We start from the raw sequence: 22662 nt of genomic DNA, 5'->3' as shown, positions 1-22662 counted from the left end.
ACCGAAACGATTCCCTTACGTATCACCGGGTGCGACCACCAGGTCATGAGACGACGAGCGTTTCTCGCATCCAGTGGCGCACTCGTGACGACCGGGCTGGCCGGCTGCTCCGCAGTAGACGTCGAAAACGGAGAGAACGGCAGCAACGGCGACGACGGGGGAAGCGACGGCGGCGACACCAGCGGCGATACCGAAGGCTCCGTGGAAGACGACGACGTCCTCGCGGTCGGTACTTACAGCACCTTCGTCGACGCGCCGAGCGACAGCCCGGGCGTCTGGATCAAGGAGACCTTCGAGGAGCGCCACGACGTCGAACTCGAGTGGCACACCCCCGACCAGGAACTCAACTACTACGCCGAACGCCACAACCAGGGCCTCGAGATCGAACCCGAACTGTTCCTCGGTGTGCGTCCGCAGAACCTCGTCCGCGTCGAGGAAAACCTCGAGGGCGACCTGTTCGCCGAAACGGACGAGAGCGTCCTCTCGAACGCCGAGAACGTCGGCGACGAATACTACTTCGACCCGGAGGGCCGCGCGGTGCCGACGTTCCGCAGCCACTGCGGGATCGTCTACGACGGTCGGAACGTCGCGGAACCCGAGACGTTCGAGGACCTGCTCGGCGATCGTTACGAGGGCCAGATCGCGCTCTCGAACCCCCAGGACTCGACGACCGGACTGCTCTTCCTGCTGTGGACGATCGATCGGTTCGACGAGGACGGCTACCTCGACTACTGGTCGGCTCTCATCGACAACGACGTCCGGGTGCTCAACTCCTGGAGCGACGTCTACACCCAGTTCGAGGAAGCGGAGGTGCCGGTCGTCGTCTCCTACACGAACGATCGAGTCTACGCGAGTCGGTTCGGCAACGACCTCGAGAAACACCGGGTCTCGACCCTGAACGACCAGGGGTACGCCAACATGGCCGGGATGGCCCGGTTCGCCGACGGCTCCGACGACGACCTCGCCCACGAGTTCATGGACTTCATCCTCGAGCCCGAAACGCAGGCCGAGATCGCCAACCGCAACGTCACCGGGCCGGTCAACGAGGAAACCGAACTCCCCGAGGCCTACGCCGAGTACGCCATCGAACCCGAGGAGACCGTCTTCTTCGGCTACGACGAACTCAAGGGTAACCTCACCGACTGGCTCGACGAGTGGGAGCGAGAAGTCGTCGGGAGCAACTGATCGGTCGACCGACCGCTCAAACGAGCGTGCCTGACTACCATTCCGTGTCCCGAACGATCCACGACCCACGCACCGCTCGCGACGGAAGCACACACCGTCGACGCTCGCTGAGCGACGGCGATCGGCCGCGGCTCCGATCAGTCCCCGCCGCCGTCGATCCCGCCCTCGCTGCGGGCCTCGCGTCCGAGTTCCGACTCGACGGCGTCGATCTTGTCCTCCGCCGCCATCTCGACCTCGCGTTTCTCCTCGACCTGTACCGTGGTCTGGATCTCGGCGGTACCGACCGCCTCGTGGGCCGAGGCACACGCCGCGAACAGTTCGTGGACGTCCTCGGCCTCGAGGATCGTCGCCATCGGCGTCGTCCGATACTCGACGTCGTGCTCCTCGAGGGCGTCGATCGCGGCGGCGACGTCCTCGGTGATGTCGTCGTCGGTCACGGGCGTCACGCGAAGCAGGGCGAATACGGTCATCGTGGTACCACCGGGTTGTCCCGTGGGCCACATAGCCGTTGTCGTTGCCGACGGGATCGACGACGCTACGTCCGTCCGAAACCCGACGGACCCGACACGCCGCGTCGAGCGAATCCGCTCGAGCGGGCGAGGAGAGGAGGTGTCGCGGGATGACCGACCCGTCCGATCCGTCCCGTAGCGATCGTTCCGCCGTCAATGCGGTGGCTCCCGCGACGGACGTCGACGGCAATCGAGCCCATTCCGGCGGCTCTGCGGATCAGCCCGACGACACCGCCGCACCCGACGCCGACGCCGATACCGACGGCTTCACCCGCCGCGTCCAGAACCGCCTCGAGCGCCGCGCCATCGCCGTCTTCGGCGTCGCGACGACGCTCGTCCTGGTCGTCCTGTTCTATTACCCCGTCGCGACCGTCTTCCTCGAGTCCGTCTACGTCCGGGGCACGCTCACGCTCTCGGTCTTCCTCGAGATCCTTCGGGATCCGCTCTACTTCGGCGACTTCGCACGGCTCTTCCGGGGCGAGTCACCGCTCGCGGTCGCGCTAGATTTGCTCTCCGCGGACCGCAGCATCGGCGTCGTCGGTTTTACGGCCTACCAGGCCGCGCTGTCGACGCTGTTGAGCGTCGCCCTCGGGCTACCCGCGGCCTACCTGCTCGCCCGCTACGAGTTCCGCGGCCGGCGAACGCTGCGGGCCCTGACGATCCTTCCCTTCGTCATGCCGTCGATCATGGTCGCGATCGGCTTCGTCGCGACGTTCGGCCAGAACGGGACCGTCAACGCCGTCCTGGGCGCGCTCGGACTCGGCTCCGTCGACCTGCTCCCCTCGCTGACGGTCATCCTGCTCGCTCACGCGTTCTACAACGCGCCGCTGGTCACCCGGGTGACGACCGCGGCCTGGGAGTCCGTCGACGCGAGCGCGATCGAGACCGCCCGCAGCCTCGGAGCCAGCCCGTTCCGGGCCTTCCGCGACGTGGTCGCGCCGCAGTTGTACCCCGCGGTCCTGATGGGCGCGGCGCTGGCGTTCGTCTTCACGTTCGGTACCTTCCCGATCGTCCTCGCGCTGGGCGGGTTCCAGCTTGCGACCGTCGAGGTGTTCGTCTACCGACTGATCCAGGACCTGAACTACGCCGAGGGTGCCGCGCTCGCGATCGTCGAACTCGTCATCTCGCTCGGGATCCTCTACGGCTACCTGCGGTACGAGGCGACCCACGTCGTCCGCTCGCGGGGGATCCGTCCGCTGCCGCGGCGACCGCTCTCCCCGCCGTCGCTGTCGGTCCGGGAACTGCTGCCGCGGCTCGGGCTCGCCCTCTACGGCGTCGTCGCCGTCTTCGTCTTCGTCGCGCCCGTCCTGAGCATGCTCTACGCGAGCGTCGACGGGGCAAACGGCCTCACCCTCGAGCACTACCGGTTCCTGTTAGAGCGCCAGGAGACGGCGGCGGCGTTCCAGGTTCGCCCCTGGGAGGCGGTTCGCAACTCGCTGGTCTTCGCCGCGGGCGCGCTCGCGCTCTCCCTGCCGATGGGAACCGTCATCGCCGTGCTGACGACCCGTCGCTACCGCGGCCGGAAGCTGGTCGACGCCGTCCTGATGGCTCCGCTTGCCGTCTCCGGGATCGTCGTCGGGATCGGACTCCTCCGCGGGCCGGTTTTCGGGATCGAGATCGGCGGCTGGCGGATCTCGGTCGCCGGCGCGGTAGCGATCGTCGCCGCCCACGCCGTCTCCTGTTACCCCTTCGTCGTCCGCACCGTCGCGCCCGGCCTCGAGTCGGTCGACCGAACGCTGATCGAATCCGCGCGGGCCCTGGGCGCGTCGCGAGCGCGGGCGCTGGTCGACGTCGAACTCCCGCTGGTCTGGCCGGGTGTCGTCGCCGGCGCGGCCTTCGCGTTCGCGATCTCGATGGGCGAGTTCTCCTCGACGGTGATCCTCGCGACCGGAACTGACCAGTTCACGATGCCGGTCGCGATCGAACGGTTCATCGGGCGGCGGCTCGGACCCGCAACCGCAATGGGCGTCGTTCTGCTCGCCGTCACGAGCGTCAGTTTCGTCGTGATCGACCGCCTCGGAGGTGAGAGCGTTGGCATCTGAGAGCGCGAGCGATCGCGAACGCGAGCGGCGGGAAGGCGACCTTGAGCCGGACGCGCCGATCGCCCTCGAACTCGAGGGCGTCACCAAACGCTACGCCGAGACGACGGCCGTCGACGACGTCTCCCTGGCAGTCCGCGAGGGTGAGTTTTTCACCCTCGTCGGCCCTTCCGGCTGCGGGAAGACGACGACGCTGCGACTGATCGCCGGCTTCGAGTCCCCCACGACAGGCACCGTCCGGTTCGGCGGCGAGGACGTCACCGGCGTCCCCCCGGAGGACCGCGACGTCGGCGTCGTCTTCCAGAACTACGCGCTGTTTCCGCACATGACCGTCGGCGAGAACGTCGCCTACGGGCTCAACTTCGCCGACGCGCCCGGCGGCGTCCCCGACGAACGGCGGGTGCAGGAACTGCTCGAGCTGGTCGACCTCGGTGGCATGGCGGACCGCGAGCCGGATCAGCTCTCGGGCGGCCAGCAACAGCGGGTCGCGATCGCTCGTGCGCTCGCGCCCGGCCCGGACGTCCTCCTGCTCGACGAGCCGATGAGCGCGCTGGACGCCCAACTGCGCGAACGGCTGCGCCTCCAGGTCAGGGAGATCCAGCGGGAACTGGGGATCACGACGATCTACGTCACCCACGACCAGGAGGAGGCGCTTGCCATCTCCGATCGCCTCGCAGTGATGCGCGCGGGTACGCCGGAGCAGGTCGCCCGTCCTCGGGAGATCTACCGCCGACCCAACACCCGGTTCGTCGCGGAGTTCGTCGGCGACAACAACGTCTTCTCGGGCACTGTTACGGCCATCGACGAAACGGGAGCACGACTCGAGGTCGGTCCCGAGACGCTGACGGTCGCTCACGAGGGCGACCTCGCGGTCGGCGACGAAGTCGTCTTCTGCGTCCGCCCGGAGGAGTTACGGATCGACGGTGACGCGAACGCGATCACCGCGACCGTCGTCAGCGCGGAGTTCCTCGGCGAGACGACCCGCGTCCATCTCGAGTGGCACGGCTGCGAACGGGAACGGGAACGGGAACGAGAACGGAAACGCGAACTCCTGGTCCGGACACGGGATCCGCTCTCGGGCCACGTCGTCGTCGGATTCGATCCCGAGGATGCCCACGTGGTCGACGTCCTCGAGCGATAGCGACCGTTCATCGCCGGACTCTCCACGGACAACCCGAGCAGCCGGATCGACGCAACGACGAGCCACAGGTGACTGTCGCCAACCGCCGAACGTAATGGACGGCCACGTTCGGGAGAGACGCGCAGCCGATGTTGGGTTCATATACTACTCGAGCGTAGTACTACTGTGAGCCGGACTACACTGTTGGTACCGATTCGGTACCCGCCGCAAGAAGCGAGCGTGGAAACGATCTCCCACGCCATCGACGTTGCCGACGAACTCGACGACAGCCACCTGTACATCCTGCACGTGAACGTGTTGCACAAAGGGGACGACATCGATCGAACGGAGTTCCGGCGTACCGTCGAGGAGCGGATCGAGACACCGCCGTACGCGAGTTGCCACGTCCGGGATGCGTACCTGCTCGAGAAAGCGATCCTCGAAGAGGCAGCCGAACAGGACGCCGACTACGTCGTGATCGGCCAGTCGATGCGGGCTCGATGGCGGCAGTTACTGACCGATCACCTCGGCGTCGGCGTCGATCTGGAGGGGTTCCTCGACCAACAACTGAACGCCGAACTCGTGGTCAACTAGCCCCTCGGGAGCACGCTGTCCGTATCGGCCCGCTTCGCCGGCGGACCGGCCACGACGAGCATCGAGTACTGCAGCACACATCGTTCGCGCTATCGCGCTGGCAAGCGGGAACACCCTCCCGCGGCCGACCTACTCCTCGGCGATCCGGCTCCCGCCCGGCGGCATGAAGTGCTGAATGCGGTCCGGGCTCGCGATCTTGCGGACGAACGACTCGTCCTCGAACCGCTCGCGGAACCGGCGATACATCCGCTTTGCGGCGTCGGCCTGTGCGTACCGGCCCGGCTCGAGTTCGATGGTCGTCTCGGCCTGTCCCTCGATGGCCGACGGCGGACCGCCGATCACCCGCGTGTAGGGCTCACACTGGATGCCGACGGCGACGCCGACCGGCGTGTCGCGGTAGTAAGTGCGATCGCCCCGGATCGCGAACCCGCCTTTCTCGAGGTATTCGCCGCTCTCGGGGGTCTTGGTCACCTGATCGGAGTCGACGGCGTAGACGTCGCCAGCGTAGCGGCCGTCCTTCCAGACCGAGGAGTAGGAGACGGCGAACTGGGCGGCCTCCTCGATGCTCGACTCCGGGAGTTCGATGTCGTGGGAGGACGCCTCGCTCGGGTCCGTGGCCTTCAGGACCGTGACCGGACCGCCGTGGGCCTGGGTGTGAAGTACCTCGTCGCCCGGCTCGAGGTACTTTTTCACTAACTCCTCGTTCTGGTCGGCATTGCGGCCGCCGATCACGAGGTAGCCGTCGCTCGTGTGGAACCAGCGGAACCGGTCGTACCAGGGTTCGTTCTCGCGGATCGGAACCGACGGCATCGAGAGCCAGTTCCGTTCTTCCTCGTCCTCGTCGTCGTCATCTTCGTCGTCTTCTGCGGCGTCTTCGGCCTCCCACTGGTCGCGGCGGCGCTTGGCGTCCTCGAGATCCTCGCGGGTGTCCTCGATGGCCGCGAGCGCGCCCTCCTTCTTCTCCTCGACGCGTTTCGCTTCGGTGTAGAGGCGGTCGGCATTCTGTTCGACGCCGTCGTCGACGACCAGGTCGATCCGCTCGCCGTCGACCTCGACCGTCACGGTGCCCTCGCTGCCGTCGAGGTCGACGACGGTCTCGGCGGCCTCGATGCCGCGTTCCTTCCCCTCCTCGAAGCGCTGTTCGATCTCGTCCCACGGACGGTCTTGCTTGCGGGCCTGCCGAATCGTCGAGAGCACCTCGTCGACGAGGCCGTACTCGGCGTACAGCGACTCGGCCTGTTCGCGCAGTTCGTCGGCCTGCTGCTCGAACCCCTCGATCGCCCCCTCCTGCTGTTCGATGATCCGCTGGTGTTTGGCGATCTCCTCCTCGAAGTCGGGCCGTTGCTCGGTCGGGTCGGGTTCCTCCTCCTCGTCGAGTTCCAGCCGGAAGAAGTAGTCGTCGAGCGCCGTCAGGAAGGAGTCGTACGCCTCCGCGGAGAGCCCCTCGGCTTCGTGTTCCTCGAGCGGGAAGGGGGTGACGTCGACGACGCGTGCGGGGCTCGCGTCCTCGTCTTCGCTGTCGTCCTCATCGTCACCGTCCTCGAGGTACAGTCGCGGATCGAAGTTCCGGTTCCGGACGTCGATCGCCAGCCGCTCGATCGCCTCGTAGAGGCGGTCGTAGACCGCCTCGTCGGCCTCGGTGATGTCCATAGCCTTCTCGACGCCGGCGCGGGTACAGATCTCCTCGGCGTAGAGGCCGCCGAAGTTGAGTTGTGTCGCGAGGGTGCGGACGACGTCCGTGTCGGAGTCGTCCATCTCCCGGTAGAAGGCCTCCCGCGAGACGGTGAGCGGGTTCGTCCGCGTGTCGGGGAACTCGTAGCGCGAGCCCGGGACCACGGTACGGGATTTCAGCCGGACCGTCTCGAGGCAGTCGATCACTTCGTACTCGCCGTCGGTGACGGCGACGTTGCCCTGGCCGAACAGTTCGACGATGATCCGGGTGGTGCCGTCGTCGCGCTCGAAGACGAACTCGAGGATACGGTCGAACTCGTACTGTTCGACGCCGGCGAAGTCCGCGCCCGAGAGCCGGTTGCGCAGCATCATCGCGAACTGCGGCGGTCGGCCCGGCGCGTCGGGGACGCGTTCGGGGGCGACGGTGTGGGCGCGTTTGACCTCGCCGACCTCGAGCAGGAGTTCGACGCGGCCGCGGTCGAAGTCCCGCATCTTCAGGCGGACGAGGTCGTCGCCGTAGAGGTAGGCTTTGTCGACCTTCGCTCCCTCGTAGGTCCCGAGTTCCCCGACGAGGGCGGCGAGGTCGACGCTTGTGAATTCCCGCTTTGGATCCATACCACAACCTGCCCGGCGCTGTCAAAAAGGCGTGTCGCTCCGTGTCGGCGGCGTTCGCCGCGCGACCCGGGACGACGTCGGGGCCGCCGCGAGGCCGCCCGCTTCGGAAAGCTAATCCGAATCGGGCCGTTTCGAACGCATATGCACACCGTCGTCACGGGTCCCGGATCCGCTTTCGTCACCGGAACGGAGACCGGCACCAGCACCGCACGTCGCGGGACGTCCACACCGACATCGACTCGCCGCCTCGAGCCGCGGCCCCGAACCCACTCGACCCGTCGAAACGGAGGGCGACGCGACCCATGAGCGCACCCGGACCCGGTCCCGGCCCCGGCCCCGACGACGGCGAACGGCCCCGCCCCTGGTCGGAGGTCCACCACGTCTCCTCGTTCTTCGAACGCCTCGAGGACACCGGCGGCATCCCGATCCTGGACTTCGTCGAGGGGCTGACCGCCCGGAGCGATATCGAGACGCCGTCGAACGGCGTCGTCTACCACGACCGGGGCATCCGCGTGCCCGCGTACGACGCCACGTTCGTCCACGAGCCAACGGGCTCGCGCGGCCGGCCCGCGTTCAGCGTCCAGCTCGACGCGGTCGGCCCGCGCAACGCCTGGGCGATCTTCGACGCGACGCTGTCCTGGGACCTCTACTTCCTGCGTACGCAGGGGCTGTCGGCGCTGGCCTGGATGACCGACGAGGAGTACCGCGTCGACGAGGCCGACGCGTTCGACACCAAGGAGGACGCGCTGGCCGGCGGACGGTTCTCGTTCGGGATCTTCCTCTACGACGACGAGGCCTGGCAGGAACGCGCCGACCGGCTCGAGGCGACGGATTCGCCCGCGTACCTGCGCGGGGAAGACGGCACGATGATGGTTCCCTCGACCCAGCCGGAGTTCTACCAGTACGTCGACTCGACGCCGACGGAGTTCCGGACCAGTGGCGGCAACGCCCCCTCGTATCTCGGGCTGCTCGAACTCGAGTTGACGCTCGATTGAGACGGGTTACTGTTCGTCAGTTCCCGCGCAACCCCGACCCGGGCGGCGGGTGCGCCGGTCCGTCGGGACAGCAATCCGTATGAGGTGCCCGCGACGGCCTCGTTTTCGATCCGTGTATCGCGTTCTACCGCAGTCGCTATAGTAACAACTGAAACGATTTACACACCGATCGTACAGCTGTCGTGCGATCGGGTTGCATTGACTTTCAGTGGCTACTATACGTCTCACAACGTCGACCCGTGGGGAAGTGGGGAGAGGGGGAACAGGGGGGTGACGGCGCGTGCGCCGTCGGTGGGGATAGGGTGGGGGAGCCCACCGACTAGTACTGTGTTGCCATAGGTTATAGCTTTTGGGGTGGGTCGGTTGTCGACTCTCACCGGTCTGAAACTGCCACCGCGCTTATCAATCAGGTGTTCGAACTGGTCAGTATGAGTAGGGGGACGCCGCCGAGCCAGCTCGTCGTGACGAAGATCGCCGAGGCGGACGACGTCGAGCCGGCGACGCTCGACCCGCCGCTGTACAGCACGATCGATCCCGACGCCCTCGACACGCTCGTCGAGTCGTCGGACGCGGACACGACGGTCTCGTTCGCCTATCACGGGTACGAGGTTCGCGTCGACGGAACTGGTGAGGTGACGCTGACCGAGACGGACACGGAAACGGGAACAGGAACGGGAACCGGAACCGGCTCCCCGGACGAGCGAGCCAACGAGCCGAACGACGACTCCCGGCAGGGCGCGTACAACGACGATTGAAGATCGCCCCGAGGAGCCGACGTTCGAACGCAGCCCGGACGCCAGGCCTTTCCTCGAGCACCGCGAACCGGCACGCATGAGCGACGATCCGACGTATCGAGCCGAGACGTCGACCGGCAGCGCCCGTCCGACCCGGAGGTGGCCTCGAGGATGACGGTCCCCCTCGAGCGGGCACTGCTGGACGCGCACGCGTCCGCCACCGAGTCGCCGACCGTCCTCGCCGTCGTCGGCGCCGGCGGGAAGAAATCGACGCTGTACGCGCTCGCGGAGCGACTCGAGCGAGCGATCGTGACGACGACGGTCCGTATCCCCCCGTTCGACGACCGAGTAGCGACGCTGACGGTGGCCGACGATCCGATCGCGGCGGCGCGTGAAACCGACTCGCGGCCGCTGGGCCTCGCCGCGGCCCGCGAGGGCGACCGGTATCTCGGCTACGACCCGGCCGACGTCGACGCGCTTGCGAACGCCCTCGAGGGGCCGGAAACCGTGCTGGTGAAAGCCGACGGCGCGCGCACCCGCTGGCTCAAAGCGCCCGACGAGGACGAACCGCAGTTGCCCGCGGGGACGGACGTGGTCGTCCCGATCGCGAGCGCCCGCGTCGTCGGCAAACGACTCGACGAGGAGCACGTCCACCGGCCCGAACGGGTCGCCAACGTCGCCGACCTCGAGCCGGGCGACCGGATCTCCGCAGTCGACGTCGCGACCGTTCTCGCGAGCGACGCGGGCGGCTGGAAGGACGTTCCCGAGGGCGCGACGGTCGTTCCCCTGGTCAACATGGCCGATACCCCCGAACTCGAGGCGACGGCCCGCGAGATCGCGGCCGAACTGCGCGAGCACCGGGACGTGCCGCGGGTGGTCGTGACGCGACTGCTCGAGGAGGAGCCGGTGGTCGACGTCCTGTGAGCGTTTGCGGCGATTTTCAGTTTCGCGAGCGCTGCGGAACGCGCGCCACTGCTGTTGGCCGCGAGTTATAGCAACGCGCCCACAGCCAGCACGACCGCGACCGCGAACGCGGGCGCGTCCAACCGCGTAAACGACAGCCTCGGCAGCGTCGGGTTCCAGGCGAAACAGCGAGCGCGCAGGGCGAGCGAGAGTCGATCGGCCCGCTCGAACGCACGCGTCAGCCCGAGGAGTCCGATACGACTCGCGCGGTCGATCGCGCCGCGTTCGGTCCCGAGCCGGGCGGCCGACGCCTGGCGGATCCGCCGGACGTCCGCCTGCAGCACCGGGAAGAACCGGAAGACGAGCGCGATGCCGACGCCAAGCAACTGGCCGGGTTTGCCTGGAATCGTCCGCTGGACGGCCGCCCGCGAGTCCCGAATCCGCGTCGAGCGGACGTAAGCGGCGCTGACGAGCAACACGAGTACCACCCGGTAGCCGGCCCGGGCGGACTCGAGCCCGTCGGCCACGTCGATCCACGGCGGGCCGAGCGTCGCGGCCGAGACCAGCGGCGCGATGGCGACGATCACCAGCGCGAACCGGTAGGCGGACAGCGTCCGGAGGATCGAGACGCCCGCGACGGCCAGAAAGAGCGCCGTGACGCCCGTCAGCGCGATCAGTGCCCGAACGCTCGTGTGTGAGAGGGCGGTCGCCGCGAACGCGATCTGGACCGCCAGCTTCGAGCGCGGATCGAGCCGGTGGGCGATCGTGTCGTCGTGTTCGTAGCTCAACATCGCGGCACCCGAACGGCGAGTCCATCCCCCTCGAGTTCCCGGACAGCCCGCTCGGGCGACGCGTCGACGACCACCTCGCCGTCGTGCATGGCGATCACCCGGTCCGCCAGCCCGAGCACGTCCCGGAGATCGTGGGTTGCCAGCAACACGCCCGTCCCGTCGGCCGACAGCGCCTCGAGTCGCTTGAGCACGGATCGCCGGGCCGGATCGTCCAGCCCGGTAAACGGCTCGTCGAGGACGAGGTGGGTCGGCTCCATCGCCAGCGCGCCCGCGATGGCTACGCGGGCCTGTTCCCCGCCGGAGAGTTCCGCGATCCGCTCGTCGGCCCGACCGGAGAGGTTGACCGCCTCGAGGGCGTCCTCGACGCGCTCGTCGATCACAGCGCGCTCGAGACCGAGATTCTCGGGGCCGAAGGCGACGTCGTCGCCGATCGTCGCCGCGACGAACTGGTCCCGCGGGTTCTGGAAGACCATGCCGACCCGCGAGCGTGCCCGGATCGGGTTCTCGGCGACGGGCGTGCCGTCGACGAGCACCTCCCCGGAGTCGGGAGTCAGGAGCCCGTTACAGTGACGCAACAGGGTCGTCTTCCCACTGCCGTTCGCACCGGCGAAGAGGACGAACTCGCCGTCGTCGATCTCGAGGGAGCACTCCTCGAGGACGGGAACTGCGTCGAACGCGTAGGTGACGGAGCGAAACTCGATCATCGGTATCGGTTGCCGACGGTGTGCGTCCTCGATCGATCGGTCGCCGTTCGTCTCACGTTCCGACCGGTTGGAGTCGGCCGCTCTTGACGATCGCGATCGCCGCGACCATCTTGAGCAGTTCGACGGGGACGAACGGGACCGCGCCGACCAGCAGCGCCTCCACGATAGTCATGTCGAGAAGCCAGGCCATGTAGCCGGACCCCATCCCGTAGATGACGGCGGTCCCCGCCACGAGCGCGCCGACGAGTACGGGGAGCGAGACGTCGGCGGGATCGCGGAGATCCGTGCCCCGGTGGGCGAGCAGGCCGATCAGGCCTGCGGCGACCGGGTACGCCCAGAGGTAGCCGCCGCTCCGGCCGAACAGGACGCCGGGGCCGGCGCTGAATCCGGCGAAGACGGGAATCCCGACTGCCCCCGCAGCCAGGTACAGCGTCAGCGAGACGGTCCCCCAGACCGGCCCGAGGACGAGCCCGGCCAGGAAGACGAACAACACCTGGAGCGTGATCGGTGCCGGCGAAAACGGGATCGGAATCGAGACCGGGGCGACGGCTCCGATCAGCGCCGCGAGCAGCGCAGCCCGCGCGAACTGTCGTACGACCACGTCTCCGACCGGCTCTACCGAGCCATGTTCGGTTGCCATGCTCGCCTCTCTCTCGTAAACCCAATTCAAAACTTCGGTTTCCGAGATCTCGCTTTTCGTCGTCGGCCCGATCATGGCCCACCTCACGGACCGAGCGAATCCCACCGAAACCCGGTACTTCCTGTCGGACGCGACGAACGTCGCCCCGTTCGCGTTCTGCCAGAGTGATCGCGGTCGCCTGCGGACTCGAGTGTCGCTCCGAGCCGACCGTTCCGCGGCGGTAATCGGCTCTTGTGTCACGTGGCGTGACGGAACGACCGGCGTGCTTATGCCCCGATTCGGTCCGCTCGAAGGAGAGACGAATGGGTTTCGATCGGTCTCACGCCAGGTTCGAACTGCGGGGGTATCGACGGGTCACAACGGGATCGAAACGGCACGCTCGAGCGCGCGGCCGCGATCGGTGCACGCGGCCGTTCGGAGTACTCGCCGGTCGGGGAGGTAGCCGACGATGACCGGAAAAACAGCGGCGGCGATCGCGGTATTCCTCGCCGTCGTCGCGACGACGAGCGTCCTCGCACTGCCGTTCGTCGGGGTCGGCTTCGGGCCGATCGGCGACGGAGAGGCAGACGAGGGTGGTGTCGACGGCGCGTCGGACCTCGAGGCGACGCCCGAGGGATCGACAGCCGATACGGGCGACGAACCCCTCTCGATGCCGTCGCCCGCGACCGACGGCGATGGAGACGGCGACGACGCGAACTCGGCGAGTCAGCCCCAGTTGCAGGATGACCGTGAGGACGTCGTCGAGGCCGGCGTCGACGCGGGGATCGAACTCGCCGAGGAGCAAGGCGTCGAGGTGACCCAGGAACAGCGCGAGGCGGCCCTCGAGGGCGCGGCCGAGTTCGCGGCCCGGCACGGGGACGCCGACGACGAGCAGGTCCGGGAGGCGACGAAGGGCGCGGTCCACGGCTCGCTGGTGGCGAGCCAGGAGGTCAACGTCACGGCGATCCAGTACGCCGTCGGCGGGGCGGTCGACGGCGCACTCGCCCAGTACACGCGAGTCGAGGCGAACCAGATGCAGAGCGCGGCCTGGGGCGCGACCCACGGCGCGATCGCCCAGGAGCAGCGCGTGACCGTCGAACAGATCCAGGTCGCGACCCGCGGGGCGGCGGCCGGGGCGGCGAGCGGAGCTGCCACGTCCGGCGTCGAGCACGGGCCGACGATCCGGGAGGCCGGCCAGGGCGCGGCCTACGGCGTCCTCTCGCAGTATCAGAAGCTCACGGTCGAACAGCGCCAGCAGGTCTCCCTCGAGCACGTCCAGCACGCGGCTGCGGGCGCGAGCGCCGGCGTCCTCGAGGGGGCGACCGAGACGCTCGCCGTCGAAGCCGAGCAGTACCAGCGAATCGACGTCAAACAGGTCCAGAAGGCGGCGATAGGCGCGTCGAAGGGAGCGCTCGTCCAGCGCCAGCGGGTGACCGTCGAGCAGACACAGTCCGCGGCCCGGGGTGCGAGCAAAGGGGCCGCCAAGGCTGCCCGATCGGTGACCGTCCAGCAGGTCCAGCGGATCACGATCACCGCGATCCAGGAGGCGTCGTTCGGGGCGGCGAAGGGCGCGATCCAGCGCCAGGAGGCGACGGTCGAGCAGATCCAGGCCGCCGCGGACGGGGGCGCCCGCGGGACGCTCGTCCAGCGTCAGGAGGTGTCGATCACGCAGATCCAATCCGCCGCGACGGGGGCCGCGAAAGGGGCCGTCGAGTCGGCGGTCCAGTATCAGGTCGTCGAGGTCGAGGCGATCCAGGCCGCCGCGGCCGGCGCCGGCGAGGGCGCGGTGCTCCAGAAACAGGTCGTCGACGTCGTGCAGGTGCAGCGACTCGCCAGCGGAAGCGCGACCGGCGCGCTCTCTCAGTACCAGGAGGCGACCGTCGAACAGATCCAGGTCGCCGCGACGAGCGCGAGCCAGGAGACCGCCCGCGCGGTGCAGTCCCAGCGCATCAGCGTCTCGCAACTCCAGCGGGTGACGGCCGAGACCGCGGCCGACGCGACCGCCTACGCGGTCGACGAGGGAACCGCCGATCCGACCGTGCTCGTCCAGTACGTCGAAGTGGAGGTCGTCCAGCGCATCGAGCGAATCGACGAACGCGAGGGCGAGGCGACGATCTCGTTCGACGACCAGGAGTCCGACGGCGACAGCGTCGTGATCGACTCGGTCGAACTCTCCGAGGGCGGCTTCGTCGCGGTCTACGACGGGGTCACGGTCGACGCCGATCCCGACGCCGTGCTTGGCGCGTCGGCGTACCTCGAGCCCGGAGGTCACGAGAACGTGACCGTGGAGTTCGACGAACCGCTCGAGGAGAGCCGTCCGCTCGTCGCCGTCGTCCACCACGACACGACCGACGACGAGACGTTCCGCTACGTCGAGAGCGACGGCGAGGACGACGAACCGTACGTCTCCGACGGTGGCGGACCGGTCCTCGATGGGGCGTTCGTGACGGTCGAAGCGGACGAACCGGAACCCGAACCCGAGCCGGAAGCCACCCTTTCCGTCACCGACCAGGCCGGCGACGGCGAGACGCTGACCGTCGACGAGGCCAACGCCACCGTCGACTACCTCGTCAGCGCCCAGTACAACGGCGAGCGCGTCGACAGCGACGTCTTCGCGGCCGGCGAACCGGTCGAGGACCTCTCGCTCGCGCTCGAGCCGCCGCTCGAGGAGAACGCGACGGTGGACGTCTCTGTCCGGGACGCCGCGGACGACGAGGCGCTGGCGACCGAGTCGATCGAGTACACCGTCGAAGACGACACCGAGCCCGAACCCGAACCCGAACCCGAACCGCCGGAACCCGCGCCGGACGCGAACCTCACGGTCACCGATCAGCGCGGTGACGGCGAGACCGTGACGATAGAGGCCGCGAACGCCACCGTCGACTACGCGCTCACGGTCGCCGAGGCGGACGCTGCCGGTGACGACCCACTCGTCGAAACCGACCCCTTCCCGGCCGACGAATCCCTCGAGAACGAGACGATCGACCTCGACGACCCCCTCGAGGCGGACGCGACGCTCGAGGCGGCGGTGATCGACGCGACCGACGGTGACGTCCTCGCCAACGAGACGTTCGAGTACACCCTCGACGAGGGGTTCGAGGTCGAATTCGTCGACTGTCGCCGCGCCGAGGTCAGCGACTCTTTCGAGGAGGGCGACTCCATCGCGGCCAGCACCGGGTTCTACACGCTCGGCGGGTTCGGCAACACGATCGCCGAGGACTTCGTGACGGTCGGTGAGGACGTCGAGGCGCCGTTCACGGGAACGATCGTCTTCGAGGTCGACGGGGAAGCCGACGACCGGATCACACGTACCGCCGACGACGAGGTGATGGTGGCCGTCGGCGACTACGGCAGTTACGGGACCGCCATCACGGGCATCACCTCGCCCGAAGCGTTCCCGGTCGCGGGGATCGACCACCCCAACCCGGAGGGCGAGGAGTGTATCGAGGAGACCCGCCCGGAGCTCCCGTCGACGTTCGTGGCGGAGACGACCGTCGTCGACGACGGCGAGGGCGACGAGCCGCCGACGATCGACGTGACCTTCGGCTACGAGAACCCCAACGACGCGCCCGTGCTCGTCCGGAGCGAACTCGAGGGCGCGACCGAGGACGAGCCGCTCGAGGAACTCGCGCCCGGCGAGGGGACGTTCACGGTCGAGTGGACGCCCGAGACGGAGGACGAGCGACTCGTCTGGACCGCCGATATGAGCATCTACGACTACGACGAGGTGTTCGTCGCCGAGACCGACCCCGCAGGGGAGATCGCCGACTTCGACGAGGAACCCGAGCAGTTCGTTTTCGAAATGCTCGCGACGAACGCGCCGGTCGAACAGGGGGAAGACCTCCTGTTCGAGGCGACGGTCGCCAACGTCGGCGAGCGAGCCGGCGCGCAGACGGTCGAACTGGCCCTCGACGGAACCGTCGTCGACGCGACGGAGCCGCCGCTCGAACTCGAGGCCGGCAACGCGGCGACGGTGTCGCTGACAGCCGAGACGGCGGACCTGGAACCGGGTGCGTACACGGCGACGATCTCGACGGACAACGAGACCGTCGAGACGACGGTAACGCTCGAGGCGCCGACCGATACGGGCGATGCGGGGATCGGAACGGACGACGGCGGCGGAACCGACGGGAACGGTATCGGTGCGGGAGTCGGCGGTGACGGCGGTAACGACGGCGACGAGTTCGTCGGCGACGAAAACGGAATACAGATCGGAGACGACCCCGGCGCGGGGATCGAATCGACCGGCACGGCACCGTAGCTCTCCCCCTCGGTCAGTCGAAAAGGATCAGGTCGAACCGCAACTCCGTTAGCGGGGTTCAGTCCGGCAGTTCAGTTCGGCAGTTCAGTGCTGGTGCCCGGTCGCTTCGCCGAACGTCACGCCGAAGCGCTCCTCGAACAGCTCCATGACGCGTTCTTCCTGGGCCTCGAGTTCCTCGTCGCTGCCCTCGCCGTGGTGGACGACGTGGTGGGCGCGGCTGGCGAACGACAGCAGGGCGACGTCGCCGATCGTCTCGGCGGTGGTCTGGTCGCCCTCCGCGACGAGGTCGAGGAGTCCGGCGGGGATGGTGACTTCGTCAGTGGAGTCGTCGGCTTCGATCGAAACGGTAACCGTGTTTACGTCGGTCATACACTGACGGTCGGGAACCGTGCCTAAAGGTGCTGTGACTTGCAGTCGTAAGGGTGAGCGGTCAGACACGGACGGCGTCGCGTTCATCCCCGATCGTCGCCCGTCGGGACGGCCCCTGAAATCCCCGTGGCGCTTTTGCCCATCGCCGTCGAACTCTCACGTATGCCGACCGTCGAACTCGAGGAGGAGACCATCGAGCGGCTGGACGCACTGCGCGTCGAGGACGAGTCCTACGACGAGCTGGTCAACGAACTGATCAACATCTACGAGACCAGCGAGTACACCCTGTTTCGGGCCGGCGACTGACGTCGGTTCCCGTCGCCCGTCGTTCACACGGAGTCGGAACCTGGCCCGACCTAACCTGACCTGGAGCCGGCAGCGGCCGCTATTCGCTCTCGGCCGCGGCCTCCCGAACCGACTCCCAGCGGCCGTTGTCCTCGAGGTGTGACTGGAGTTCGTCTGCGTACTCCTGGGTGAGCCGTTCTGCCGCCGCCAGTTTCTCGTCGTGATCGCCGCCGGAGCCGGGTCCGGAACCGCGACCGCCGAGTCCGAGCGCGCCCTTGATCGAGTCGACGAGGCCGCCGGAGGAATCGCCACCGCCCGCTCCCGGGCCGGCGCCTCCGCCTCCCCCGGGACCACCCATCGCACCCATCCCGGACTGGACGTTCTCGAGTTCGGGGATGATCTGTTCGACCTGCTCGGTGTCCGCGACGAGTCGCGCGTTTTCGGGGTCGTCTGCGCGCTCGATCTCGAACTCCGTGGCCGTCATGATCAGGCTCCACTGCTGGTTCGAGAACTGCGAGTCCCGAACCCGGGAGGAGAACTCCTGATCGACGGTCATCCGCTCGCCGACGATCCGGTCGGTCCACGGCTTGTCGCTCATGACCGTCGATTCGGCCGGCCGCTGTATCAGCGTTTCCCATCCTCGACTCGTCTCCGACCGATCCCCGACTCCGCGGGGACCGCCAAGCCACGAGCCCGCCAGTCCGACCGGAGCGGCTATCCGTCCAGCCGTTCGGACCCCTCCTCGTGGCGCGTCGCCAGTTCGACGTACCGATCGGCCGTCGCCTCGAGCCGCGGGTCGTCGACTTCGCCTTTCGGTTCCGCGGGCGAGCCCGCGACCAGCGTCGACGGCGGCACCTCGGTCCCCTCGGTGACGACGCTTCCAGCCGCGACGACCGCCCCCTCACCGACGCGGGCACCGTCGAGGACGACCGCGTTCATGCCGACGAGCGCGCGCTCTCCGACCGTGGCGTCGTGGGCGATCGCGCTGTGTCCGACCGTCGCCGAGGACTCGAGTTCGGCGTCCTCGTGGAGCACGGCGTTGTCCTGGACGTTCGCACCCTCGCCGACCACGATCCGGCCGTGATCGCCGCGCAGCGTCGCGTTGGGCCAGACGCTCGCGTCCGCCTCGAGGACGACGTCGCCGATGACGACGGCCGTCTCGTCGACGTGGGCGGTGTCGGCGACGTCCGGCTCGGAACCTTCGAAGGATCGTAACATGTCAGGTCCTGTCTCGAGCAGTTCCTTGAACCTGCCTCTCGGTCCCGCGCCGCGCGCTCGAACCCACCAACGTATTTTGGCATCACCGATATTATGGGAGCCGTTGGATACACGAATGCAGCGGGCGTTTCGGTTCATCCCCAGCCGAACGTTCCGCTGAACCACCTTCCGCTGAGTTCACCCCACTCCACCCCACCCCAGACCGACGGGACCGACGGGACCGACGGGACCGACGGCCGGACCGTCGCCACCGGTCGGCGTCGGCTGGCTTCCGCGGCCCCGTGGTTCCCTCCCCGGGCTTTCGACTGTGCGAGCCAGGATCGAGCGATACGGTCGACCCGATCGAGTTCCGACAGCCGAGAGCCGCCGCTTACGGAGTCGGACAGTCGAAAACTGGGCGAACTCGAGCACGCGACGATAGAACCAAACCGAAACGACGAGTCGAACCGAACCCCGGGACCCGTAAACAACCTCGGGCGCGGTGGCCCGAGGCTTTTGTAATTCCCTCAGCCGTACGCTAGTACTCCCTGCTCGGCAAGCGAGCGGGATGAGGTTGGGCGGTTTACACGCCCCGACCCGGACAGACGCACCAACCGCACTTGCGGCTGGGTTTTGTGAGTCCGGTAATTCGTCGTGTTACCGTCGAGTTTCACCTTCTCGCGCCACGCGATGTTCACCGATGCATTCCGGTCGGCGTGGTCTTGCACCACGTCACACCCATCATTCGTACAGCGGAACCGCCGTCCCTGTCGATACCCACGCTCGCCACAGCACGAACACGTCTTCGAGTTGTAATAGGCATCAACCGTGTCCGTGGGAATCTCCCGCCACGTTGCCTTGTACGACACGAACGTCTCGAACTTGTGGAACGGGAGTTTGTGCAATCGGCGGTTCATATACGTCCCGTACTTGATTTCATCGCGGATACCGCTCATATCCTCGAACACGATAACCGGGTTCGAGAACTGTTCCGCGAACTCCACGACAGCACGGGAGAGACGGTGCAACACCCACTCGGTGAAGCGTTCTTCCTTGTCACCGAGTTTCTGGTGGATGCTTGTCTTGCCATGTTCCTGACAGCGAGTGGTGATGGTATGGTAGCGTTGGCGTTCCTGCTTAACCCGTCCGTAGTCGAGAACGAGTGTTCCCTTCGTCCGCATCGTCTCGCGGTCGAGGGCGGTGAGAGCGACGTTTCGCTCGTTGATGTCCACGCCGACCACAGTATCAGCGGTGCCGGGTTCGGGCACGTCGAACTCGCGTGTGACCGTGACGTGTAGGTAGTACACGCCATCGCGGTACAGGAGTTCAGCCTGCCCCACATCCACCCCATCCGACGTGATGGCGTCTCGAAGTTCGTCCATCGCATCCGGTTCACCGCGCAGGTGACCAGTGACCTTCTTGTATGGTTTCGGGCTGATTCGGACTTGGACGCGGTTCGTATCGTCGTCCACGGTGAGGCGGTAGCCTTCCGTGTGCGCCATCACGAGCGGGTACGCACCAGATTTGTCCGTACTCGGTGGTGTCGGCTTGCCTCCATCTGAATCGTCGTGGTTCTCCCACCAGTCAAGGAGTGACTGGTAGGAGTCCCACGTTTGGAGGGCTTTGCCGACGACCGCGCACTTGTTGTTTCGCAAGAAGTCGTCGCGGTCAACTTCCTGCTGTATCTCGGTGCGCGTGTGCCCTTGTTGTGTGAGGCGGATGGTTTGGTTGAATATCTCGCGTGATGCGAGGCGGGCGTCGTGAAGCCACGACCGTTCACCAGACGCTATGTGAAGGCGCATCTGAATCGTCTTCGTGGCTTCTTCACCCATATTTTGACAATCGTTCTAACACATCATAAATACAGGGATTAGGGATAGAAGAGTATCGGAGTCACGCACATTCGGTTAGTTCCTGCAAGTATCACTTCGTGTGGTGTCCGAAGTCAAGCAAAGCGAAGCTTTGCGTACCTCGCGGGATCTCCGATCCCGCTCAGTATCGACACTCGGTTCTCGATGTAGTGGAAGACGACGTTCAAGAGTTGTTTGGTGAGACTGCTGATCACTTCGGTCACGAGATTCTGGCGTTGGAGATTGCGGATGACCACGTTCACCTGTTCGTGAAAACAGACCCGAAGTACAGCCCTGCGAACATCGCTCGGCAATTCAAGTCGTACTCTGGAAAGCACTTGCTGGAGCGGTATCCCGAGATTCGGGAGTCGTATTTCTGGGGAGGCGGGTTCTGGAAGGTCGGATACTACGTTGGGACGACGGGAGCAGTGTCGGAAGAAGTGGTTGAACGGTATATCGAAGAGACGGAACACGCGCCGGAGTGACGCGCTTCACCCCCGCCCACGGTGGGGCGGGGAACTCGCGCTGCTTTTCATTTAGAACGCGTCGCCCTCGAAGGTCGTCTCCGCGTGGAGGCTCTCTTTCAGCGCGTCGTGGACCTTGCAGAGTTCGAACGCGCGCTCGATGATCTCCTCGCCGGTCTCGTCGTCGACGTCGGCCTCGACACGGATGTCGAAGTGGACCGACTCGAGTTTGTCGTCGTCGTTGAGTTCGCCCGTCGACTCGATCTCGATCTTCCCGAGGTCCTCCTCGCCGCGCTGTTGCCCGCCGACCCGGAGCGCGGGGACGTAACAGGAACCGTAGGCCGCGAGCAGCGCCTCGAGTGTGTCGGGCGCGTCCTCGCCGTTGGCGTCGATGGTCGTCTCGAAGTCGCGGATCTCGTTCGTCGCGCTGTAGCCTTCCTCGGAGACGGTGGTGACGTCTTTCGACATGGCAGTCGTGACGTCTACGGCCGCCCGTGTAAACGTTGTTCTCCCGGAGGATACCGTCCAGCTAGCTGAGAAACACCGACCGGACGTTACGTCGAGGGGGCTCGATCGTCGATGCGTTTCCTCGGATCACCCTCGAGGGGTTCGACGCCGATCAAGATCGGATCGCATCGGATCGCATCGGATCGCATTGGATCGCATTGGATCGGCTCCACCCCCGAAACGAACTCGTCTCGAAAACGCTCAGAAACGATTCGCGGACTATCCGTTCCGGCCCGGGCCGCGTCGACGTCGCCTCAACTCTCGAGTTCGATCGACTCGTCGCCCTCGAGGATGTGGACCTCGGCGTCGTCGACGTACTCGGCGAACTCCTCGGGGTCGGTCTCGATCGGCGGGAACGTGTCGTAGTGCTGCGGGAGCGCGTGGTCGACGTCGAGCCAGTCGACCGCGACCGCGGCCTGCTGAGTTCCCATGGTGAAGTGATCGCCGATCGGAACGATCGCCGCGTCGGGTTCGAGGTAGTCGCCGATCACGTCGCGCATCTCGCTCATCAGCGCCGTGTCGCCGGCGTTGTACAGGGTCGTGGCGTCGGGGCCGGCGTCGTGGGGATGTTCGTCCGAGATGACGAACCCGGCTGGCATCCCGGCGTCGACGTCGTACTCGGTCATGATCCCGTTGGTGTGGTCCGCCCGGACCATGGTGACGTAGGCGTCGCCGCACTCGACGGTGCCGCCGAGGTTCATCCCCATGCCGCCGACGGCATCCTCGAAACCGAACTCGTCCTCGCAGTACGAGACCAGTTCCGGCGTCGCGACCAGCGTCGCGTCGGAGAACTCGCCGGCGTGGGCGATGTGGTCCGCGTGCCCGTGGGTCAACAGGACGCAGTCGGGCGTCTCGACGTCCGACGGCTCGAGATCGGTCTTCGGGTTGTCGAAGAACGGGTCGATCAGCAAATCCGTGTCGCCGACCGTAACGTGCCACGTCGAGTGACCGTGCCAGGTGAGTTCCATAGCGTCCGAACTGTTGGTTCGAAGATACCTTAAATGTATACGGGCGCGACTCGCTCGCCCTCACGCAACCGTCCCGGGTCGGCACGAAAACCGCCGTCGCGTCGCCGTCACTGGAATGTACGGTCACCAACACTTATGGGTTCGCCGCTCACATCGATAGCCGGCCGCAGGCGCCCTGACACACCACGCGTGCGGTCCGGTCGCGAACGCGATCGAACTCGAGCCGAGCGAGGGCGAGAAGTCGGCGCACGTCCCCCGAAGGGCTCGTCGCGCCGCTTCGCT

At 67.0% G+C, this 22662-nt stretch carries 21 protein-coding genes; 10 read left to right on the top strand and 11 right to left on the bottom strand.

Translation table 11 applies throughout. The features are described 5' to 3' along the window. Positions 1 to 45 precede the first annotated feature (45 nt). A complete protein-coding gene (locus CHINAEXTREME_RS09580) occupies positions 46 to 1185 on the top strand; it encodes a thiamine ABC transporter substrate-binding protein (RefSeq protein WP_029601551.1) in 1140 nt (379 codons plus the stop codon). A gap of 137 nt (positions 1186 to 1322) precedes the next feature. Here CHINAEXTREME_RS09580 and CHINAEXTREME_RS09575 read toward each other — a convergent pair whose 3' ends face one another. After that, positions 1323 to 1655, bottom strand: coding sequence for a thiamine-binding protein (locus CHINAEXTREME_RS09575; protein ID WP_010546586.1), 333 nt, complete (start codon positions 1653 to 1655; stop codon positions 1323 to 1325). A gap of 149 nt (positions 1656 to 1804) precedes the next feature. Here CHINAEXTREME_RS09575 and CHINAEXTREME_RS09570 point away from each other — a divergent pair, with 149 nt between their 5' ends. The 3 genes from CHINAEXTREME_RS09570 (at position 1805) to CHINAEXTREME_RS09560 (ending at position 5447) form a co-directional block, all read left to right on the top strand. After that, positions 1805 to 3736 carry an ABC transporter permease gene (locus tag CHINAEXTREME_RS09570; protein WP_007143316.1) on the top strand — a complete coding sequence of 644 codons (1932 nt, stop codon included), beginning with the start codon at positions 1805 to 1807 and terminating at the stop codon, positions 3734 to 3736. Then, positions 3726 to 4874: an ABC transporter ATP-binding protein gene (locus CHINAEXTREME_RS09565; protein ID WP_007143315.1), complete on the top strand. Its 1149-nt coding sequence runs from the start codon at positions 3726 to 3728 to the stop codon at positions 4872 to 4874. Before CHINAEXTREME_RS09570 ends, CHINAEXTREME_RS09565 begins: the two co-directional genes overlap by 11 nt. A gap of 165 nt (positions 4875 to 5039) precedes the next feature. Beyond that, positions 5040 to 5447 carry a universal stress protein gene (locus CHINAEXTREME_RS09560; protein ID WP_238593384.1) on the top strand — a complete coding sequence of 136 codons (408 nt, stop codon included), beginning with the start codon at positions 5040 to 5042 and terminating at the stop codon, positions 5445 to 5447. Positions 5448 to 5576: 129 nt separating this feature from the next. On the opposite strand, the gene rqcH is transcribed toward CHINAEXTREME_RS09560, so the two are convergent. Beyond that, positions 5577 to 7733: a ribosome rescue protein RqcH gene (rqcH, locus tag CHINAEXTREME_RS09555; RefSeq protein WP_007143313.1), complete on the bottom strand. Its 2157-nt coding sequence runs from the start codon at positions 7731 to 7733 to the stop codon at positions 5577 to 5579. Positions 7734 to 8035: 302 nt separating this feature from the next. On the opposite strand from rqcH, the gene CHINAEXTREME_RS09550 reads away from it, so the two are divergent. The 3 genes from CHINAEXTREME_RS09550 (at position 8036) to yqeC (ending at position 10386) form a co-directional block, all read left to right on the top strand. Beyond that, positions 8036 to 8728, top strand: coding sequence for a hypothetical protein (locus CHINAEXTREME_RS09550; RefSeq protein WP_007143312.1), 693 nt, complete (start codon positions 8036 to 8038; stop codon positions 8726 to 8728). Between the two features lie 428 nt (positions 8729 to 9156). Next, positions 9157 to 9483: a HalOD1 output domain-containing protein gene (locus CHINAEXTREME_RS09545; protein WP_007143311.1), complete on the top strand. Its 327-nt coding sequence runs from the start codon at positions 9157 to 9159 to the stop codon at positions 9481 to 9483. A 150-nt stretch (positions 9484 to 9633) separates the two neighbouring features. Next, positions 9634 to 10386: a selenium cofactor biosynthesis protein YqeC gene (gene yqeC / locus CHINAEXTREME_RS09540; RefSeq protein WP_007143310.1), complete on the top strand. Its 753-nt coding sequence runs from the start codon at positions 9634 to 9636 to the stop codon at positions 10384 to 10386. A gap of 65 nt (positions 10387 to 10451) precedes the next feature. Here the strand turns inward: yqeC and CHINAEXTREME_RS09535 are convergent, their stop codons facing one another. The 3 genes from CHINAEXTREME_RS09535 to CHINAEXTREME_RS09525 are packed head-to-tail and all read right to left on the bottom strand — an operon-like array spanning position 10452 to position 12500. Continuing rightward, the gene (locus tag CHINAEXTREME_RS09535) at positions 10452 to 11156 is read right to left on the bottom strand and encodes an energy-coupling factor transporter transmembrane component T family protein (protein WP_007143309.1); all 705 of its coding nucleotides are present in this window, start codon (positions 11154 to 11156) and stop codon (positions 10452 to 10454) included. Next, positions 11150 to 11860 (bottom strand): energy-coupling factor ABC transporter ATP-binding protein, encoded by a 711-nt coding sequence (locus CHINAEXTREME_RS09530; protein ID WP_007143308.1) that lies wholly within the window; start codon positions 11858 to 11860, stop codon positions 11150 to 11152. The genes CHINAEXTREME_RS09535 and CHINAEXTREME_RS09530 overlap by 7 nt, the downstream gene beginning before the upstream one ends. A gap of 52 nt (positions 11861 to 11912) precedes the next feature. After that, positions 11913 to 12500 (bottom strand): biotin transporter BioY, encoded by a 588-nt coding sequence (locus CHINAEXTREME_RS09525; RefSeq protein ID WP_029601549.1) that lies wholly within the window; start codon positions 12498 to 12500, stop codon positions 11913 to 11915. Positions 12501 to 12948: 448 nt separating this feature from the next. On the opposite strand from CHINAEXTREME_RS09525, the gene CHINAEXTREME_RS09515 reads away from it, so the two are divergent. Further along, positions 12949 to 16740, top strand: coding sequence for a DUF7282 domain-containing protein (locus CHINAEXTREME_RS09515; RefSeq protein ID WP_007143305.1), 3792 nt, complete (start codon positions 12949 to 12951; stop codon positions 16738 to 16740). Positions 16741 to 16824: 84 nt separating this feature from the next. Here the strand turns inward: CHINAEXTREME_RS09515 and CHINAEXTREME_RS09510 are convergent, their stop codons facing one another. Then, positions 16825 to 17109 carry a DUF7545 family protein gene (locus tag CHINAEXTREME_RS09510; protein WP_007143304.1) on the bottom strand — a complete coding sequence of 95 codons (285 nt, stop codon included), beginning with the start codon at positions 17107 to 17109 and terminating at the stop codon, positions 16825 to 16827. Between the two features lie 162 nt (positions 17110 to 17271). On the opposite strand from CHINAEXTREME_RS09510, the gene CHINAEXTREME_RS21840 reads away from it, so the two are divergent. Next, on the top strand, positions 17272 to 17415 hold the full coding sequence (locus tag CHINAEXTREME_RS21840; protein WP_007143303.1) for a DUF7557 family protein: 144 nt from the start codon (positions 17272 to 17274) through the stop codon (positions 17413 to 17415). A gap of 79 nt (positions 17416 to 17494) precedes the next feature. Here the strand turns inward: CHINAEXTREME_RS21840 and CHINAEXTREME_RS09505 are convergent, their stop codons facing one another. The 3 genes from CHINAEXTREME_RS09505 to CHINAEXTREME_RS09490 all read right to left on the bottom strand — a co-directional run bounded on the left by CHINAEXTREME_RS09505 (position 17495) and on the right by CHINAEXTREME_RS09490 (position 20423). Then, positions 17495 to 17992, bottom strand: a complete 498-nt coding sequence (locus tag CHINAEXTREME_RS09505) for a DUF5799 family protein (protein ID WP_007143302.1) — start codon at positions 17990 to 17992, stop codon at positions 17495 to 17497. Between the two features lie 116 nt (positions 17993 to 18108). Continuing rightward, a complete protein-coding gene (locus CHINAEXTREME_RS09500) occupies positions 18109 to 18612 on the bottom strand; it encodes a gamma carbonic anhydrase family protein (protein ID WP_007143301.1) in 504 nt (167 codons plus the stop codon). 506 nt (positions 18613 to 19118) lie between these two features. After that, positions 19119 to 20423, bottom strand: a complete 1305-nt coding sequence (locus CHINAEXTREME_RS09490; RefSeq protein WP_007143300.1) for an RNA-guided endonuclease TnpB family protein — start codon at positions 20421 to 20423, stop codon at positions 19119 to 19121. Between the two features lie 44 nt (positions 20424 to 20467). On the opposite strand from CHINAEXTREME_RS09490, the gene tnpA reads away from it, so the two are divergent. Continuing rightward, on the top strand, positions 20468 to 20926 hold the full coding sequence (gene tnpA / locus CHINAEXTREME_RS09485) for an IS200/IS605 family transposase (protein WP_076738718.1): 459 nt from the start codon (positions 20468 to 20470) through the stop codon (positions 20924 to 20926). Between the two features lie 51 nt (positions 20927 to 20977). Here tnpA and CHINAEXTREME_RS09480 read toward each other — a convergent pair whose 3' ends face one another. Further along, entirely contained in the window at positions 20978 to 21373 is a 396-nt protein-coding gene (locus tag CHINAEXTREME_RS09480; protein ID WP_007143298.1) for an OsmC family protein, read from the bottom strand. A 293-nt stretch (positions 21374 to 21666) separates the two neighbouring features. Then, positions 21667 to 22380: a metal-dependent hydrolase gene (locus CHINAEXTREME_RS09475; protein WP_007143297.1), complete on the bottom strand. Its 714-nt coding sequence runs from the start codon at positions 22378 to 22380 to the stop codon at positions 21667 to 21669. Positions 22381 to 22662 lie beyond the last annotated feature (282 nt).

The organism is Halobiforma lacisalsi AJ5 (assembly GCF_000226975.2).
GTDB lineage: Archaea > Halobacteriota > Halobacteria > Halobacteriales > Natrialbaceae > Natronobacterium > Natronobacterium lacisalsi.
The sequence above is the reverse complement of the archived record's forward strand: the minus strand, read 5'-3'. Positions and strand labels throughout refer to the sequence as shown.